Below are 17,249 nucleotides of genomic sequence, written 5' to 3' on the forward strand. Positions count from 1 at the left end.
TCCCGGTCCGGGCCCGGCGCACTGCGCTGCGCGGGCCTGTTGTGCGCGACACGCTACCGCCCTGTCCGCACGCGCACCGGTCCAGGGACCCCGGCCGGCCGCACGTACGCGCGCGTGCCTCAGCCGAGCAGCACGACCTCCACCTCGGCGCCGGGCTCGACGGACTCCACGTCCTCGGGGACCACGATCAGCGCGTCGGCGTGCGCCAGGGCCGCGATCAGGTGCGAGCCGGCGCCGCCGACGGGGGTCACCTCGCCGTCGCCGTAGGCGCCGCGCAGGAACTGCCGGCGCCCCTTGGGCGAGCGCAGCGCCTCGCCGGCTGTCAGGGTGGCCCGGGTGCGGGGCCGGTGCACGTCCGGCAGGCCCATCAGGGTGCGGATGGCGGGGCGGACGAACAGCTCGAAGGAGACGTACGACGACACGGGGTTGCCCGGCAGGGCCAGCAGCGGCGTGTGGTCGGGGCCGATGGTGCCGAAGCCCTGGGGCTTTCCGGGCTGCATGGCGAGCTTGCGGAACTCCACCCCGCCGCCCGCCTCGTCCTCGTCGCCGGCGTGCGACAGCGCCTCCTTGACGACGTCGTACGCCCCGACGCTGACCCCGCCGGTGGTCACCAGCAGGTCGGCGCGGACGAGCTGGTCCTCGATGGTGGAGCGGAGGGTCTCGGCGTCGTCGGCGACGGCGCCGACCCGGTAGGCGATGGCGCCCGCGTCCCTGGCGGCGGCGGTGAGCGCGAAGCTGTTGGAGTCGTAGATCTGGCCGCGGCGCAGCTCCTCGCCGGGCTGGACGAGTTCGCTGCCGGTGGACAGGACGACCACGCGCGGGCGCGGGCGCACGCGCACCGTGCCGCGGCCGATCGCGGCGAGCAGCGCGATCTGCGACGGGCCGAGGATCGTCCCGGCCTCGAGGGCGCGGTCGCCGGCCCGCACGTCGCTGCCCGCCGCCCGCACGTGTGCGCGCGGCTCGGCGGTGCGGTGCACACGCACCTGCCCCTGAGCGCCCTCGGGCGCCAGGCTGCGGGCCCGCATGCCGCTCACCGGACCCGCGCCGAGTCCGCCGTCGGTCCACTCCACCGGGACGACGGCCTCGGCGCCGGGCGGCAGCGGGGCGCCGGTCATGATGCGGGCGGCCTGGCCGGGACCGACCCGCACCGGGTCGGCCGCACCCGCCGCGACGTCGCCGACGACCTCCAGGGCGGCCGGGAACTCCTCGCTGGCGCCCGCCACGTCCGCGACCCGTACCGCGTACCCGTCCATGGAGCTGTTGTCGAACGGCGGCAGGGACACCTGCACCGTGACGTCTTCGACCAGGACGCAGCCCTGGGCGTCGAGCAGGTGCAACTCGATGGGTTCCAGGGGGCGGACGGTGGAGAGGACGTCCTCCAGGTGCTCGTCCACCGACCACAGGTGGTCCGGGCCGGCGGGGCGGGTCGCGGCGGTGCTCAACGTTGCTGCATCTCCTCGGCTACGTAACTGCGAAGCCAGGTCCGGAAGTCCGGGCCCAGGTCTTCACGTTCGCACGCGAGTCTGACAATGGCACGCAGATAGTCGCCACGGTCGCCGGTGTCGTAGCGGCGGCCCTTGAAGACGACGCCGTGCACCGGGCCGCCGACCTTCTCGTCGTCCGCGAGCTGCTGCAGGGCGTCGGTGAGCTGGATCTCCCCGCCGCGGCCGGGTTCGGTCTTGCGGAGTATGTCGAAGATGTGCGGGTCGAGGACGTACCGGCCGATGACCGCGTAGTTCGACGGGGCGTCCGCCGGGTCCGGCTTCTCGACCAGCCCGGTCACCCGCACCACGTCGCCGTCGGCGGTCGCCTCCACGGCCGCGCAGCCGTAGAGGTGGATCTGCTCGGGCGCGACCTCCATGAGGGCGATCACGGAGCCGCCGTGGTTCTCCTGGACCTCGATCATGCGCTGGAGCAGCGGGTCGCGCGGGTCGATCAGGTCGTCGCCCAGGAGCACCGCGAAGGGCTCGTGGCCGACGTGCGGGGCGGCGCACAGCACGGCGTGGCCGAGGCCCCTGGGGTCGCCCTGGCGGACGTAGTGCATGGTCGCCAGGTCGCTGGACTCCCGCACCTTCGCGAGCCGTTCGGCGTCGCCCTTCTTCTCGAGGGCCGACTCCAGCTCGTAGTTGCGGTCGAAGTGGTCCTCGAGGGGGCGCTTGTTGCGTCCGGTGACCATGAGAACATCATCGAGCCCCGCCGATACGGCTTCCTCGACCACGTACTGGATCGCGGGCTTGTCGACGACCGGCAGCATCTCCTTGGGAGTGGCCTTGGTGGCCGGCAGGAAGCGGGTGCCGAGGCCGGCCGCGGGAATGACGGCCTTGCTGATCCTGGGGTGCGACTGAGTCATGCCCGCAACCATATCCGGTGCCTTTGTGCGCAATCTGTGGCTCGGCTTGGTTGACCCTTTATGACTGCATTCAAGAAGGGTGCGAGGACGACCCGTGGAACACGACGGACGCGCGAGAGAGCCTGACAAGCGAACGTTGCGGCGCGAGTTCCTCTCGGTGAGGAACAGGTTGACGGACGATGACGTCGCCGCGACGTCCCGCGCCCTGGCCGAGCGCGCCCTGGAGCTGCCCGAACTGGCGCGGGCGCGCACGGTGGCGGCGTACGTCTCCGTGGGGACCGAGCCGGGCACCCCCGCCCTGCTGGACGCGCTGCGCGCGCGGGGCGCACGGGTGCTGCTGCCCGCGCTGCTGCCCGACAACGACCTCGACTGGGGCGAGTACGCCGGCCCGGACTCCCTCGCCCGGGTCCGGCGCGGCGGAAAAATGGCGCTCCTCGAGCCGTCCGGCGCGCGGCTCGGCCCGGACGCGGTGGCGGCGGCGGACGTCGTCCTGCTGCCCGGGCTCGCTGTCGACGCGCGCGGGATGCGGCTGGGGCGGGGCGGAGGGTCGTACGACCGCGTGCTCGCCCGGCTGGAGCGCGCGGGCGCCCGTCCCCGGCTCGTGGTGCTGCTGTACGACACGGAAGTGGTCGCGCACGTCCCGGCGGAGGCGCACGACAAGCCCGTGCACGCCGTGGTGACCCCGTCCGGTGTGCGCCGCTTCCCGGACGCCTGACGGCCCGTACGGCGAAAACGGCCCTCCACGCGCGCGTGGAGGGCCGTTTTCCGATTCCGTCAGCCGGTCACGGCTTGAGGACGAGGGTGTCGCTGGTGCTGTCGTCGACCGCCTTGGCCGTGAACGACCAGGGCAGCAGCTCGCCCTTGGCCCACAGGCTGGTCTGGTCCGTGTAGTGCGCGCTGAACGCGTGCCCGGAGGCGCCGGTCAGGTTGATCCACCTGGACTTGTCGAGGTCGGCGAGGTTGACGACCATCCGCATGGACGGCACCCACACGACGCCGTAGCCGCCGGCGGCGTTCCAGCCGGTCGCGTTCACCGTGGCCTCGCCGCCGCTGAGCTTCCAGGGGCCGCGGTTGAGGATGTACTGCAGCGCCTCGGGGCCGTCGGTGCCGAGCGTCTGGTTCTTCAGGAACAGGCGGTGCAGCCGGCCCCAGCTCCAGGTGTCGATGTCCTTGCCGAGCTTGGCGGTCAGCTCCCAGCGGGCGTCGATCATGGCCCGGGCGAAGAGCTGGTCCATGTTGTTCGCCGCGGGGCGGGTGCCCGACCGGGGGGTCTTCCACCAGTCGCTGTCCGGCTTGTCCATCAGCTTCCGCACCACCTCGAACCAGCGGTCGCCGCCGTCCGGCTGCGCCTGGTCGGCGTCGCGCTGGCCGCACTCACGCACCTTGGTGTCGTCGTCGACCGGGCCGGTGCTGTCGATCTTGTCGACCCACAGGCACTGGCCCTGGACGCGCAGCTCCTTGGGGAGCTTGTTGCCGAACGCGAGCTTGAGGATGTTGCGCCAGACCGCGTTGAAGTAGGCGGCCGCCGCGGAGTCGGACTCCTGGGTGTAGTCCCAGCCCTCCAGCAGCTTCTGCGCGTCGCGCACGTCCTTGTCGCCGAGGTTGATCTTCAGCAGCTTGGGCACCAGGAGCTTGGCGATCTCGCTGCTGTTGTCCAGCTGCATCTGGCGCATGTCGTCGGTCGAGATCTTGCCGCCGTCCTTGATCTTGGACTCGATCAGGTCGGTGATGCGCTGGCTGCGGGTGCCGTAGCCCCAGTCGGTGGTGAGGGTGTACGGGTACGCGTCCTTGCCGACCACGGCCTGGTTGGCGGTGACGATGTAGCCGCGCTCGGGGTTGTACTCGTAGGGCAGCTCGTCCTGCTTGATGAAGCCGGTCCAGCGGTACTTGGAGTCCCAGCCCGGCGCCGGGATGGAGCCGTCGTCCGCCGAGGAGCGGGTCGGGATCTTCCCGGGCAGGGTGTAGCCGATGTTGTTCTCGGTGTCGGCGTAGATCAGGTTCTGCGAGGGCACGTCGAACAGGGCGGCCGCCTGGCGGAAGCCGTGCCAGTCCGCCGCCTTGTCGAGGGCGAAGACGGCGTCCATGGAGGTGCCGGGGTCGAGCGCGGTCCACCGCAGCGCGATGCCGTAGCCGTCGCCGCGGTCGGGGGCGGCGGTGTTGACGGTGGCCCGCTTGCCGACCTGGACGAGTTCGTCGTCGCGGTCGGACAGCAGGGGCATCCCGTCCTGGGTCTGGCGCACGACGATCTTCTTGGCGGAGCCGCCGGCGACCTTGATGGTCTCCTCGCGCGTCCTGAAGGGCCGGATCTTGCCGTCGTACAGGTAGCCGTTCGCGGTCACCTTCTCCAGGTAGAGGTCGGTGACGTCGACGCCGGAGTTCGTCATGCCCCAGGCGATGTTCGCGTTGTGGCCGATGACCACGCCGGGCATGCCGGCGAAGGTGTAGCCGCTCACGTCGTACTGGCAGGTGCTGGAGACGGTGCGGCAGTGCAGGCCCATCTGGTACCAGACGCCCGGCAGGGACGCCTCCAGGTGCGGGTCGTTGGCGAGCAGCGGCTTGCCGGTGATGGTGTACTTCCCGGCCACCACCCAGGAGTTGGAGCCGATGCCCTGGCCGTTCACGCCGACGGCGGTCGGGAGACCGTCCAGGACGTCGTGCAGGCCCGCCAGCTGGCTCGTGAGCGACGATCCGGTCGTGCCCGAGGCGGAGGAGCCGGTCGTGCCCGTCGTGGTCCCGGAGGCGCCCGTGGCGCCGCCGGTCGTCCCGGCCGTGCCCGTCGTTCCTGCCGTGCCCGTGCCCGTCGTGCCGGCGGTTCCGGTGGCGCCGCCCTGCTCGAAGGCCTTGGTCACCGCGTTGTACTGGCCTTCCTGCACGATCGGCTTGTTGCGGCCGTACGGGTACTGCGGGTACAGGTCCGCGATCTGCTGGGGGCCGAGACGGCTGGTCATCAGGGCGCGGTCGATCTCGTCCTGCATGTTGCCGCGAAGGTCCCAGGCCATCGCCTTCAGCCAGGCCAGGGAGTCGACCGGGGTCCACGGCTGCGGCTTGTAGTCGTTGGTGAAGCCCAGGGCGGCGTACTCCAGGGAGATGTCCTTGCCGTCCTTGCCCTTCAGGTAGGCGTTGACACCCTTGGCGTACGCCTGGAGGTACTTCTTCGTGGAGGCCGACAGCTTGGTGTCGTACTCCTGCTTCGCGACCCGGTCCCAGCCGAGGGTGCGCAGGAACTCGTCGTTCTTGACCTGGCTCTTGCCGAACATCTCCGACAGGCGCCCGGAGGTCATGTGCCGGCGCACGTCCATCTCCCAGAACCGGTCCTGCGCCTGGACGTAGCCCTGCGCCATGAACAGGTCCGCGTCGGAGGACGCGTAGATCTGCGGGATGCCGTTGCCGTCCCGCTTGACGTCGACCGGCCCCGACAGGCCCGGGAGCGCGATCGTCCCCTTGGTCTGCGGGAAGGAGGCACGGACGGTGCTGACCGACCAGTAGGCGCTGAAGGCGATGCCGGCGACGACGGCCAGGACCAGCACGAGCACGATCAGTCGGGCTTTGCGCCCCTTCTTCCTGCCGGACTTGGCGGGCGCGGCACCGGCGGTGGCGGTGTCTCCCGTTGTGGCGGTGGTGTTGGGGGGCATCGCTGTCCTTGCTGTCCTAACGCGAGCGGCAGGTCGGGCTGTGACTTTGAATGAGCGCTGGAGCAACCATAGGCGCAGGGCCCTGTGCCGCTTGACGCGGAGTCGGGAACCGGCGCGCACGGGCGTTCGATCTTGCCCCGTCGAGCGTCAAGAAAGCGTCAAGAGTTAGGTAAGGTAACGAAGTACTTGGATGCGGTGCGCCGCAGCCCCGGGTCTTGTGCACGTGAGCTCGCGCCCCCGGTGCGCGAGCCGAGGAAGGGAGTCGCCGCTGACCGTTCACCACCTCAACCAGCTCCTGCTCGTCTGCTCCGTGGTCCTGCTCGTCGCCGTAGCGGCCGTGCGCATCTCCTCCCGCAGCGGGCTCCCCAGCCTGCTCGTCTACCTGGCCATCGGCACCCTCATGGGCCAGGACGGCATCGGCCACATCCACTTCAACAGCGCCGCGCTGACCCAGGTCATGGGGTACGCGGCCCTGGTCGTGATCCTCGCCGAGGGCGGTCTCGGCACGAAGTGGAAGGAGATCAGGCCGGTCCTGTCGTCCGCCTCCGTCCTGGCGACCCTCGGAGTCGCCGTCAGCGTGGGCGTCACCGCGGCGGGCGCGCACTACCTGGTCGGTCTGGGGTGGCGGCAGGCGCTCATCATCGGCGCCGTGGTGTCCTCGACGGACGCGGCGGCCGTCTTCTCCGTCCTGCGCCGCATCCCCCTCCCCGCGCGCGTGACGGGCACGCTGGAGGCGGAGTCCGGCTTCAACGACGCCCCGGTGGTCATCCTGGTCGTCGCCTTCTCCACGGCCGGCCCGGTCGAGCACTGGTACGTCCTGCTCGGCGAGATCGTCCTGGAACTCGCCATCGGCGCCGCCGTGGGCCTCGCGGTCGGCTGGTTCGGCTCCTGGGGCCTGAAGCACGTGGCCCTGCCCGCGTCCGGCCTGTACCCCATCGCCGTGATGGCGATCGCCGTCACCGCCTACGCCACCGGCGCGCTGGGGCACGGCAGCGGCTTCCTGGCCGTCTACCTGGCCTCGATGATGCTCGGCAACGCCAGGCTCCCGCACTGGCCGGCCACCCGCGGTTTCGCCGAGGGGCTGGGCTGGATCGCCCAGATCGGCATGTTCGTCCTGCTCGGCCTGCTGGTCACCCCGCACGAACTCGGCGACGACGTCTGGCCCGCGCTGGTCATCGGCCTGGTGCTGACCATGGTGGCCCGCCCGCTGAGCGTGGTGCTCAGCCTGGCGCCGTTCCGCGTGCCCTGGCGGGAGCAGACGCTGATGTCCTGGGCGGGGCTGCGCGGCGCGGTGCCCATCATCCTGGCGACCATCCCGATGGTGAACGGCGTTCCCGCCAGCCGCCGCATCTTCAACATCGTCTTCGTCCTGGTCGTCGTCTACACCCTCGTGCAGGGACCGACCCTGCCCTGGCTGGCGCGCACGCTGCGGCTGGGCGAGAAGGGCGAGGCGGCCGACCTCGGCATCGAGTCGGCGCCTCTGGAGCGGCTGCGCGGCCACCTGCTGTCCGTGGCGATCCCCGAGGGCTCCCGGATGCACGGCGTGGAGGTCAGCGAGCTGCGCCTGCCGCCCGGAGCCGCCGTCACCCTCGTCGTACGCGAAGGAAAATCGTTTGTTCCGCTGCCCTCGACCGTGCTGCGCCGGGGCGACGAACTGCTCGTCGTCGCCACCGACCCGGTCCGCGACGCGGCGGAACGGCGCCTGCGCGCGGTCGCCCACGGCGGCAAGCTGGCGGGCTGGCTCGGCACGAACGGCACGGCGAGCGGGCGGTGACGGCACGCGTGGACGGCACCGGTGCGCTCGACCGTGGATTGCCAGGCGGCCACGCGCGCGGTGCTCGTTTTCACAGCCGGGACAGCAGGTGATCCCTGTACGATGAAGCCGCACCCTGATCGAACCAACTCTGCCTGACGCAGAGCTGGCGCGACCGTATGGCGGCCGGGTCGCCCCCACCCGCAGTGGGCGCCGGTATCTACCGCAGTCCGCGCAAGAGGACAGCTCTCGGCGCCCGGCCCCACACACGGCCCGCGCGCTACCAGGCGGCAGAAAGGCACGGGCCGTGGGATCCACGGTCACCACCACCGAACCGGAGAAGACCTCGCCGGCTCCGTCCCGCCCGGGATACGGGCCGCTGCTGCGCACCCGCGGCGCCTGGACCTTCCTGCTCCCCGGCTTCGCGGCACGCCAGCCGTTCGCGATGCTCACCCTCTCCATCGTGCTGCTCGTGCAGCACACCACCGGCTCGTACGGCGCCGCGGGCGCCACCGCCGCCGTCACCGGTGTCTCCATGGCGCTGTTCGCGCCCTACAGCGGCCGCCTCGCCGACCGCCACGGCCAGCGCGCCGTGCTGATCCCCGGCGTGCTCGCGCACACCCTGGCGGGCCTGTCGCTGACGGCGCTCGCCCTGGCCCACGCGCCCCTGTGGGCGCTGTTCCTGGCGGCCGTGCCCACCGGCGCCTCGGTCCCCCAGGTCGGCCCCATGGTGCGCGCCCGCTGGGGCGTGAAGCTGCAGGGATCGCCGCTGATGGCCACGGCGGCGGCGTTCGAGTCGGTCACCGACGAGCTGACCTTCGTGGTCGGCCCGCTGCTCGCGACGGCGCTGTGCACCGCCGTGACACCGGCGGCCGGCCTGGTCACGGAGGGCGCGCTGACCCTCGTCGGCGGGCTGCTGTTCGCCGCCCAGAAGAGCACGCAGCCACCGGTGAGGCGGGACGGCGGGCACGCGCGCGCGGGGCAGACCTCCGCCCTGCGCGTGCCGGGCGTGCGCGTGCTGATCGTGACCTTCCTGGGCATCGGCTCCGTCTTCGGCGGGATGCAGGTCTCCCTGGCGGCGTTCACCGAGTCGATCGGCGAGCCGGGCCTGAACGGCGTCCTGTACGGCGTCTTCGCCGCCGGCAACATGCTCTCCGGCGTCGTCTGCGGCGCCGTCGCCTGGAAGGCCGCCCCGCAGCGCCGCCTGGCCGTCGGCTACACGGCGCTCGCGGTCGTCGCGTCGGCCCTGTGGACGGCGCACTCCGTGCTGCTGCTCGCCGGGCTCGGCCTGCTCGTCGGCATGTGCATCGCACCGGCGCTGATCACCGGCTACACGCTGGTCGAGGGCCTGGTCCCGGCCGGCGCCCGCACGGAGGCCTTCACCTGGCTGACCGGCGCGGTCGCCCTCGGCCAGGCGGCCGCCGTCACGGTCGCCGGGCAGCTGGAGGACCGGCTGTGGGGCGGCGCGGGCTTCCTGGTGCCGATGGCCGGCACGCTGCTCGCCCTGGCGACCCTGCTGGCGCTGCGGTCGCGGCTGGCGCCGAGGCCGCAGCACCGCACCGTCGCACGTGGCGTCCATCACCGCGTGCCGATGACGGTGGACTGATCCGAGGGAATGCGTCACTATGGATGGTCGTTAGCACTCATCGAGTGAGAGTGCCAGGAGGAAGACAGTGCCGACCTACCAGTACCAGTGCACCGAGTGCGGCGAGGGCCTCGAGGCGGTGCAGAAGTTCACCGACGACGCCCTGACCGACTGCCCGAGCTGCGGTGGCCGCCTGAAGAAGGTGTTCTCCGCGGTCGGCATCGTCTTCAAGGGCTCCGGCTTCTACCGCAACGACTCCCGCGGCTCCACGTCGAGCAGCAGCCCGGCGTCGAAGTCGTCGAGCGCGTCGTCGTCCGACTCGAAGTCGTCGAGCTCCTCGTCCGACTCCGGGTCGTCCGCGTCGAGCTCCGCCAGCAGCTCCGCGGCCTGACCGCTTTCCCCACCGGGCCCTGCCGTCGTACGACGGCGGGGTCCCGGGCGTATCCCGGCGCCACTCCCCCGCGGTCCCGCCGCCCGCTAGTGTGCTGGTCATGGCGAACGCAGAGATCGGCGTAATCGGCGGCTCGGGTTTCTACTCGTTCCTCGACGACGTGACCGAGGTGCAGGTGGAGACCCCCTACGGGCCGCCCAGCGACTCTCTCTTCCTCGGCGAGGTCGCCGGCCGGCGGGTCGCCTTCCTGCCCCGGCACGGCCGCGGCCACCATCTGCCGCCGCACCGCATCAACTACCGCGCCAACCTGTGGGCGCTGCGCTCCGTCGGCGTCCGCCAGGTGCTCGCCCCCTGCGCGGTGGGCGGCCTGCAGCCCGAGTACGGCCCCGGCACCCTGCTCGTGCCGGACCAGTTCGTGGACCGCACGAAGTCCCGGATGCAGACGTACTTCGACGGGCTGCCGCTGCCGGACGGCACCGTGCCGAACGTCGTGCACGTCTCCATGGCCGACCCCTACTGCCCCACCGGACGCGCCGTCGCCCTGAAGGCGGCCCGGGGGCGGGACTGGGAGCCGGTGGACGGCGGCACGCTGGTCGTGGTCGAGGGACCGCGCTTCTCGACGCGTGCCGAATCGTTGTGGCACCGGGCGCAGGGCTGGTCGGTCGTGGGCATGACCGGCCACCCGGAAGCGGCGCTCGCCCGGGAACTGGAGCTCTGCTTCACCTCGCTGACCCTCGTCACCGACCTGGACGCCGGCGCGGAGACCGGCGAGGGCGTCTCGCACGAGGAGGTGCTGCGGGTGTTCGCCGCCAACGTGGACCGACTGCGCGGCGTGCTGTTCGACGCGGTGGCCGCACTGCCGGAGAACGCCGACCGCGACTGCCTGTGCGTGAACGCGCTCGGCGGGATGGACCCCGGGTTCACGCTGCCGTAGGGCCGGGCCGGCCGGGCTTGCGGTGCGGGCCGGGTTTCTTGCGGTGGCGGCGCCGGCTCCGAGGGGGCGCGGGCAGTGAGCGAGGGGGCGGTGCGGTCACCTCGGGCGCTGTGGACGACGCCGAGGGCGCGCCGGGGTCAGTCGGTACGGAACTCCCCGTTCGGGTGACCGAGTTGTCCACAGTCCGCCCGTGATCCACCGGCTCCCGCGGAATCCGGCGCGAGGCCTCATCGTGGCATCGCAAGCCGAACTCCTCGTCGCAGGCGGTGATCTCCGTGCCGTGGCCCTCGTCGTCCCCGAACCCGTCTCCCCGTCCTTCCCCGTCGCCTGGGGAGGCGTCCCCTCGCCAGTCCTCTTCGTTCCCGTCGTCGTCGTTCACGTCCTCACCGTTCACGTCCTCGCCGATCCCTGACGCGTCCGCTCCCCCCTCCCCGCCCTCGCCCGCTCTCCCGCCTCCCCTCCGGCTTCCGCGTCCGCTGGGCACGGACGCCCCGGCGACCTGCGGGGTCCCGCAGTTCCCGCCGGTGCGGGTGCGCGGCGGGCGGTACCGGCTGCAGCGGCTCGTACGGCACCGCAGGCGGGCCGTCGCGGCGGGCCTCGCGGTGACCGCGGCCGCGCTGGTCGCCGCGGGGCCGCGCACCGGGTCCGCGCCGCACCGCCTGGACCAGGCCCGAGACCACCCGGTGACGGCGCCCGTACGCCGGCACACGCGCGTGGACGTGGTGACGGCGCCGGTGCGGATCTCCGACGCGGCCACGGTCCGGCTGCTCCGGCCCGGCGACCGTGTCGACGTGATCGCCGCCGAGGATCCGTCGGCCGGAGGCGGTGCCCGGGTGCTCGCGCGAGGTGTGCGGGTGACCGAGGTGCCCGAGCCGCTGGAGGGCGGCGCCGAGAGCGGGGCGCTGGTCGTGCTGTCGGTGCCGCGCGCCACGGCGACCCGTCTCGTCGGCGCGAGCGCCACGGCGCGCCTGGCGGTGACGCTGTGCTGAACGGACTCGTACGCGTTCCCGGCGGCTCGCCGTCGAGCCCCTCGATCGATGGACGGGATTGGACAGGATGGCCGCACCGTGCCGTAGGTTGCGGAGCGTTTTGTTCCACAGCCTGTGTATACGAGGAGAGTCCCCGAGGTGAGCGAGAAGAGGGAACCGAGCGTCTGGCAGGGCTTCAAGGCCTTCCTGATGCGCGGCAACGTCGTCGATCTGGCAGTCGCGGTGGTCATCGGCGCGGCCTTCACGAACATCGTCAACTCAGTGGTGAAGGGGATCATCAATCCGCTGGTCGGCGCGATCGGAACGCAGAACCTGGACAACTACAGCTCGTGTCTGAGCAGCTCCTGCCACGGGACGCACGGCATCCGGCTGATGTGGGGCTCCGTCCTCGGAGCGACGCTGACCTTCCTGATCACCGCGACGGTCGTCTACTTCCTGATGGTCCTGCCGATGTCGAAGTACCTGGCGCGCCAGGCGGCCCGCAAGGCGGCGCGGGAGGGCACCAAGGAGGTCGTCGAGGTGAGCGAGCTGGAGGTGCTCAAGGAGATCCGCGACGCGCTGGTCGCGCAGCGCGGGTCGGGCCACGACCGCTAGCGGCGCCGCCGGGGGCGGCTCACAGGTGGTGGGGCGGCTTCTCGTCGAGGAAGCGCTTGAGGTCGGCGGCGCTGTCTCCGTCCGCGCGCTCGCCCCACCCGCGGTCGGTGTCGTCCGAGGTCTGCTGGTCCAGCGGGTCGTCGAAGACCAGCGCGGGCTTCGGGTCGCGGGGCTCGGATGCGGGGGCGGTGCTCATGCCTCAAGAGTACGGCCCGGGTGAACGCCGCCCGCCGACGCCACCGGGGCCGGCGGAGGGCCCCGGGGAGCGCCGTACGCCCTCCCCATCGCGTGAGGGATCTTGTGAAGGCATTCACAAGATTTCGGGGCGGTTTTCTGCTGTGCTGGGAGGCATGACGTCGAGTCCCGCTCCGGCGCCCTCCTCTCCGGGCGCACCCCAGCCCCCGGGACCGCTGCGGCGGCTCACCGCGCGCGGACGCGACGAGGCCCACCGGGTCTCCTCGCCGCTGGAACTCTTCTTCGATCTGTGCTTCGTCGTGGCGATCGCGCAGGCCGGCGTCCAACTGGTGCACGCCGTCTCCCAGGGGCACGCGGGCGACGGGATCCTCAACTACGCCATGCAGTTCTTCGCGATCTGGTGGGCGTGGATGAACTTCACCTGGTTCGCCTCGGCGTACGACAACGACGACGTGCTCTACCGGGTGGTCACCCTCGTGCAGATCGCGGGCGTCCTGGTGCTGGCCGCCGGTGTCTCCCGGGCGTTCCAGCACCACGACTACCTGGTGGTCTGGCTCGGCTATCTGATCATGCGGCTGGCGATGGCCGCGCAGTGGCTGAGAGCCGCGAGATCGGCCGAGGGCGCCGAAAGGACCATGGCGGTGCGGTACGCGTCCGGCGTGCTGGCGTGCCTGGTCGGCTGGCTCGGACTGGTGCTGCTGCCCGGACCCGCCCGGCCGTGGGTGTTCCTGGTGATGGCCATGGCGGAGATGTGTGTGCCGCTGTTCGCCGAGAAGGACTACGAGACCTCCTGGCATCCGCACCACATCGCCGAACGCTACGGCCTGTTCACCATCATCGTGCTCGGCGAGACGATCGCCTCGGCCACGGCCGCCGTGAAGGGCGGCTTCGACGAGCACGGCGCGCTGGGCGAGCTGCTGCCGATCGCGGCGGGCGGGCTGCTGATCGTCTTCTCCGCGTGGTGGATCTACTTCGTGGTGCCCATCCACGGCCATCTGCGCGCCAACGGGCAGGCCTTCCTGTGGGGTTACGGCCACTACCTGATCTTCGCCTCCGCCGCCGCGATCGGCGCGGGCCTGGAAGTGGCCCTGGAGCACGCGGTCGGCAAGAGCCACATCTCCACGCTGTCCGCGTCCGCGGCCGTGACGCTGCCCACGGCGCTGTATCTGCTCACCGTCTGGGCGCTGCACTCGCGGCACTTCAAGGTCGGCATCGCCCAGCAGCTGGTGCTGCCGGTCACGGCGCTGCTGGTGATCTGCTGCACCTTCCTCGGCGGCTGGGCGGTGCTCGCGGCGGGGCTGGTGTGCGCGGCCGCGGTGGCGACCGGGGTGACGCTGACGGCGCGCACGGCAGGCCGGGAGCGCACGGCGGGCGCCACCGCGCCGGCCGGCTGACCCCTGACGGGCGCGGGGTCCGGTCCAGACTGTCCCCCATGACAGTTGACGCGATCACGGACGTCGCCGGCCTGCGCGTGGGTCACGCCACCCGCAGCGGGGGCGGCCTGCTCACCGGCACCACGGTCGTCCTCGCTCCGGAGGGCGGCATGACCGCCGCCGTGGACGTGCGCGGCGGCGGCCCCGGCACCAAGGAGACCGACGCGCTCGATCCGCGCAACGTGGTGGAGCGGGTCGACGCGGTCGTGCTGACCGGCGGCAGCGCCTACGGGCTCGACGCGGCGTCCGGGGTGATGGCCTGGCTGGAGGAGCAGCGGCGCGGCGTGCGGGTGGGGCCGGACCCCGCGCATGTGGTGCCGGTCGTGCCCGCCGCGTGCGTCTTCGACCTGGGCCGCGGAGGCGACTTCCGTGCCCGGCCCGACGCGGCGACGGGCCGGGCCGCGGTGGAGGCGGCCGCGGCGAGCCCGCCCGGCGCCCCGGTGCCGCAGGGGTGTGTCGGGGCGGGCACGGGCGCCGTGGCGGGGCGGCTCAAGGGCGGGGTGGGCACGGCGAGCACGGTGCTCGAGTCGGGGATCACCGTGGCCGCGCTGGTGGTCGTGAACGCCGCGGGCTCGGTGCTCGAGCCCGACACCGGCGCGCTGTACGGGGAGTTGTGCCAGGGGCGCGTGACGTATCCGGAGACGCGCGTGCACCAGGCCGCGCGCCGGCGCCTGGACGAGACCGCCGCCAGGAACGCGCCACCCCCGCTGAACACGACGCTGGCGGTGGTCGCGACCGACGCGGACCTCTCCAGGGCGCAGGCGCAGAAGCTGGCGGGCACGGCGCACGACGGGATCGCGCGCGCCGTACGGCCGGTGCACCTCATGAACGACGGGGACACGGTGTTCGCGGTGGCGACCGGCGAACGGGCCCTTGCCGGGCATCCGCTGGAGATGAACGGCGTTCTCGCGGCCGGCGCGGATGTGGTGACCCGCGCGATCGTCCGGGGGGTGCGCGCCGCCGAGTCGGTCGACGGGGCGGGCGGAGTGTGGCCGTCGTACGGGGAGTTGTACGGGCGAGTGTGAGGCGGGGCCGGCTCGTCGGGCCTCGATTGTCGCGGTTCTGTCACGTGACGGCGTCAACGGGAGCCGGCGGGAACCTTCGAGGTCGCCCGCGCACTCCTTCTTCCCGTACGGAACGGATCACGCACATCACACGAACTGGGAGCAGCCCGTGACAACGCCGGACATTGCAGCGCGGCGCGTACTGGGGGCCTGTGCCGCCCTGATGGTCGGCAGCCTCACCCTGACCGCTTGCGGTGGCAGCGCGAACGCCACCGACGACGGCAGGGGCGGCAAGGACTCCCCCAAGGCGTCGGCGGCACGGATCGTGATCTCGGCCAAGGACGGTTCCACCGGCGCGTCCATCAACGCGACCGGGGTGAAGGTCAGCGGCGGCAGGCTGACCGACGTGAAGATGACCGTCGCCGGGACGGGGCAGGCCGTGGCCGGGGCGATATCGGCGGACGGCGGCAGCTGGAAGCCGAAGCAGCAGCTGGAGCGGGGGACGAAGTACGAGATCGACGCGACCGCGAAGGACGCGGCCGGGCGCGCCACCGTGACCAGGTCGGTCTTCACCACGGTCACGTCGGCGAACAGTTTCATCGGCACCTACACCCCGGACAACGGCACCACGGTCGGGGTGGGCATGCCGGTGTCGTTCACCTTCGACAAGTCGATCACCGACAAGAAGGCCGTGCAGTCGCACATCTCGGTCGACTCCAGCAGCGGTCAGCAGGTGGCCGGGCACTGGTTCGGGGACCGCCGGCTGGACTTCCGGCCGCAGCAGTACTGGAAGTCGGGCTCCAAGGTCAGTGTGAAGATCGACCTGGACGGCGTCCAGGGCGCGCGGGGCGTCTACGGGGTGCAGAAGAAGACCGTCTCCTTCACCATCGGACGCTCGCAGGTCTCCACGGTCGACGCCGGCACCCAGACCATGACCGTGGTGCGGGACGGCACGACGATCAAGACGGTCCCGATCTCCACCGGCGACCCGCAGCACACCACGTACAACGGGCAGATGGTGATCTCGGAGAAGTTCACGCAGACGCCCATGGACAGCCGGACGGTCGGCCTCGGCAACGCCTACAACATCCCGGACGTGCCGCACGCGATGCGCCTGACCGGCTCGGGCACCTTCATCCACGGCAACTACTGGTACAACAAGGGCAATCCGCCCTTCGGCCGCGAGGGCACCAGCCACGGCTGCGTCGGGCTGGCGGACGTCCAGGGCGGGCAGAGCGCCACCCCGGCCAAGTGGTTCTTCGACAACTCCCTCATCGGCGACGTGGTGATCGTGAAGAACTCGCCGGACTCGACGGTCGCCCCGGACAACGGGCTCAACGGCTGGAACATGTCGTGGAGCGCCTGGACCGCGGGAAGCGCCCTCTGAGCGGCAGGTTTTGACGGCACGTGGGGCCGCGCGGGAACTTTTCGCGCGGCCCGCGCGTTTTCCCGGCGTACGTTTTCTCGGTTCCCGGACATGATGTCCGACCGAGGGGCTACGGTATGCACCCACAAGGTGACATGCAGCAACGCCGGGAGAAACCTTGAGCGTTCCGTACGAGACGGCAGCGTACGAACCAGCCGAGTCGCCCGAGTCTCCGGAGGAGCATCTCGCGCGGCTCCTCGGCCGCGCCCTGAACTCCTTCGAGCTGCCCGACGAGGTGATACGGCGGCTCGACTGCGCCCTGGCGCACGACAGTTCGCTGCACTCGGCGTACCACAGCGCGGGGCTGCACCGGGAGACGTACCGGCACACCTGGCTGCTCGCCGACGGCTCCGCGCTCACGCTGTGGGAGCTGGTGCACAATTCCACGCCGGGCGCCGCCCCGGAGAGCGAGGTGTACGTCGACGAGGAGGAGCTGCAGGCGGCCACGGCGCGGCTCGGGGTGCCGCCGCAGACGCCGGAGTTCGAGCTGCCCGCGCTGATGCGTCTGTGGGCGATCCCCGAGCCGAGGCACGTGTTCGCCTCGGAGGACTCGGCGGACCACGCGCGCCGGCTTCTGCGGCGTGCGGAGAACCCGGACCGGCCCGGCGCCGAGACGGCGGCGCTGCTGGCCACCGCCACGGCGTACGAGATCACGCAGGCCTTCGGCCGCCCGGGACGCGCCGGACGCGTGGGACTGAGCTACGCGCTGTACGAGCACGCGTTCCTGCTGCCGGACGGCGGCCAGATCTCCCTGTGGGAGGTGGAGCACACGGCGACGCCCGACGGGCGGCACATGTGCGAGGTGTACTTGTCGGAGGACGCGGCCCGCGACGCCATGGAACGGCGCGCGGCACGGCAGGGCTAGCGCCCGCGACGGCGTGCGCGCGGCTCGCGAGACCGCGCCACGCGACCAGGGGATCGCGGCCAGGGGGTCGCAGCCAGGGGACCGCGGCCACGGGACGG

Annotated in this window: 16 protein-coding genes; 12 read left to right on the forward strand and 4 right to left on the reverse strand. The window is 72.0% G+C overall.

The annotated features are described in order from the left end of the window. Window positions 1–119 precede the first annotated feature (119 nt). Window positions 120–1,442: a gephyrin-like molybdotransferase Glp gene (gene glp, locus ACGFZN_RS11670; protein WP_393858269.1), complete on the reverse strand. Its 1,323-nt coding sequence runs from the start codon at window positions 1,440–1,442 to the stop codon at window positions 120–122. After that, complete coding sequence (gene galU, locus ACGFZN_RS11675; protein ID WP_393858270.1) at window positions 1,439–2,350, reverse strand: UTP--glucose-1-phosphate uridylyltransferase GalU; 912 nt, start codon at window positions 2,348–2,350, stop codon at window positions 1,439–1,441. Before galU ends, glp begins: the two co-directional genes overlap by 4 nt. A gap of 94 nt (window positions 2,351–2,444) precedes the next feature. Between galU and ACGFZN_RS11680 the strand changes: the two genes are divergently transcribed. Continuing rightward, window positions 2,445–3,065: a 5-formyltetrahydrofolate cyclo-ligase gene (locus tag ACGFZN_RS11680; protein WP_393858271.1), complete on the forward strand. Its 621-nt coding sequence runs from the start codon at window positions 2,445–2,447 to the stop codon at window positions 3,063–3,065. Window positions 3,066–3,132: 67 nt separating this feature from the next. Here the strand turns inward: ACGFZN_RS11680 and ACGFZN_RS11685 are convergent, their stop codons facing one another. Then, the gene (locus tag ACGFZN_RS11685; protein ID WP_393858272.1) at window positions 3,133–5,982 is read right to left on the reverse strand and encodes a penicillin acylase family protein; all 2,850 of its coding nucleotides are present in this window, start codon (window positions 5,980–5,982) and stop codon (window positions 3,133–3,135) included. Between the two features lie 190 nt (window positions 5,983–6,172). Between ACGFZN_RS11685 and ACGFZN_RS11690 the strand changes: the two genes are divergently transcribed. The 7 genes from ACGFZN_RS11690 (at window position 6,173) to mscL (ending at window position 12,228) form a co-directional block, all read left to right on the forward strand. Beyond that, on the forward strand, window positions 6,173–7,756 hold the full coding sequence (locus tag ACGFZN_RS11690) for a potassium/proton antiporter (RefSeq protein WP_393858273.1): 1,584 nt from the start codon (window positions 6,173–6,175) through the stop codon (window positions 7,754–7,756). A 286-nt stretch (window positions 7,757–8,042) separates the two neighbouring features. Continuing rightward, on the forward strand, window positions 8,043–9,341 hold the full coding sequence (locus ACGFZN_RS11695; protein ID WP_393858274.1) for an MFS transporter: 1,299 nt from the start codon (window positions 8,043–8,045) through the stop codon (window positions 9,339–9,341). 67 nt (window positions 9,342–9,408) lie between these two features. Continuing rightward, complete coding sequence (locus ACGFZN_RS11700) at window positions 9,409–9,711, forward strand: FmdB family zinc ribbon protein (RefSeq protein WP_393858275.1); 303 nt, start codon at window positions 9,409–9,411, stop codon at window positions 9,709–9,711. Window positions 9,712–9,811: 100 nt separating this feature from the next. Then, a complete protein-coding gene (locus ACGFZN_RS11705) occupies window positions 9,812–10,645 on the forward strand; it encodes an S-methyl-5'-thioadenosine phosphorylase (protein ID WP_393858276.1) in 834 nt (277 codons plus the stop codon). A 232-nt stretch (window positions 10,646–10,877) separates the two neighbouring features. Next, complete coding sequence (locus ACGFZN_RS11710; protein WP_393858586.1) at window positions 10,878–11,057, forward strand: hypothetical protein; 180 nt, start codon at window positions 10,878–10,880, stop codon at window positions 11,055–11,057. Further along, a complete protein-coding gene (locus ACGFZN_RS11715) occupies window positions 11,050–11,634 on the forward strand; it encodes a hypothetical protein (RefSeq protein ID WP_393858571.1) in 585 nt (194 codons plus the stop codon). Before ACGFZN_RS11710 ends, ACGFZN_RS11715 begins: the two co-directional genes overlap by 8 nt. Window positions 11,635–11,772: 138 nt before the next feature. Continuing rightward, the gene (gene mscL / locus ACGFZN_RS11720) at window positions 11,773–12,228 is read left to right on the forward strand and encodes a large conductance mechanosensitive channel protein MscL (RefSeq protein WP_393858277.1); all 456 of its coding nucleotides are present in this window, start codon (window positions 11,773–11,775) and stop codon (window positions 12,226–12,228) included. A gap of 19 nt (window positions 12,229–12,247) precedes the next feature. Here mscL and ACGFZN_RS11725 read toward each other — a convergent pair whose 3' ends face one another. Continuing rightward, window positions 12,248–12,424: a hypothetical protein gene (locus ACGFZN_RS11725; RefSeq protein ID WP_194294174.1), complete on the reverse strand. Its 177-nt coding sequence runs from the start codon at window positions 12,422–12,424 to the stop codon at window positions 12,248–12,250. A gap of 154 nt (window positions 12,425–12,578) precedes the next feature. Here ACGFZN_RS11725 and ACGFZN_RS11730 point away from each other — a divergent pair, with 154 nt between their 5' ends. From ACGFZN_RS11730 to ACGFZN_RS11745, 4 genes are all read left to right on the forward strand, one after another. Further along, entirely contained in the window at window positions 12,579–13,817 is a 1,239-nt protein-coding gene (locus tag ACGFZN_RS11730) for a low temperature requirement protein A (RefSeq protein WP_393858278.1), read from the forward strand. A gap of 38 nt (window positions 13,818–13,855) precedes the next feature. Further along, window positions 13,856–14,881 (forward strand): P1 family peptidase, encoded by a 1,026-nt coding sequence (locus ACGFZN_RS11735; protein WP_393858279.1) that lies wholly within the window; start codon window positions 13,856–13,858, stop codon window positions 14,879–14,881. Between the two features lie 148 nt (window positions 14,882–15,029). Continuing rightward, on the forward strand, window positions 15,030–16,247 hold the full coding sequence (locus ACGFZN_RS11740) for an Ig-like domain-containing protein (RefSeq protein WP_393858280.1): 1,218 nt from the start codon (window positions 15,030–15,032) through the stop codon (window positions 16,245–16,247). Window positions 16,248–16,404: 157 nt separating this feature from the next. Beyond that, complete coding sequence (locus ACGFZN_RS11745; protein ID WP_393858281.1) at window positions 16,405–17,151, forward strand: DUF6227 family protein; 747 nt, start codon at window positions 16,405–16,407, stop codon at window positions 17,149–17,151. The last annotated feature ends 98 nt before the right edge of the window (window positions 17,152–17,249 follow it).

This window comes from Streptomyces sp. NPDC048192, from assembly GCF_043202415.1.
GTDB lineage: Bacteria > Actinomycetota > Actinomycetes > Streptomycetales > Streptomycetaceae > Streptomyces.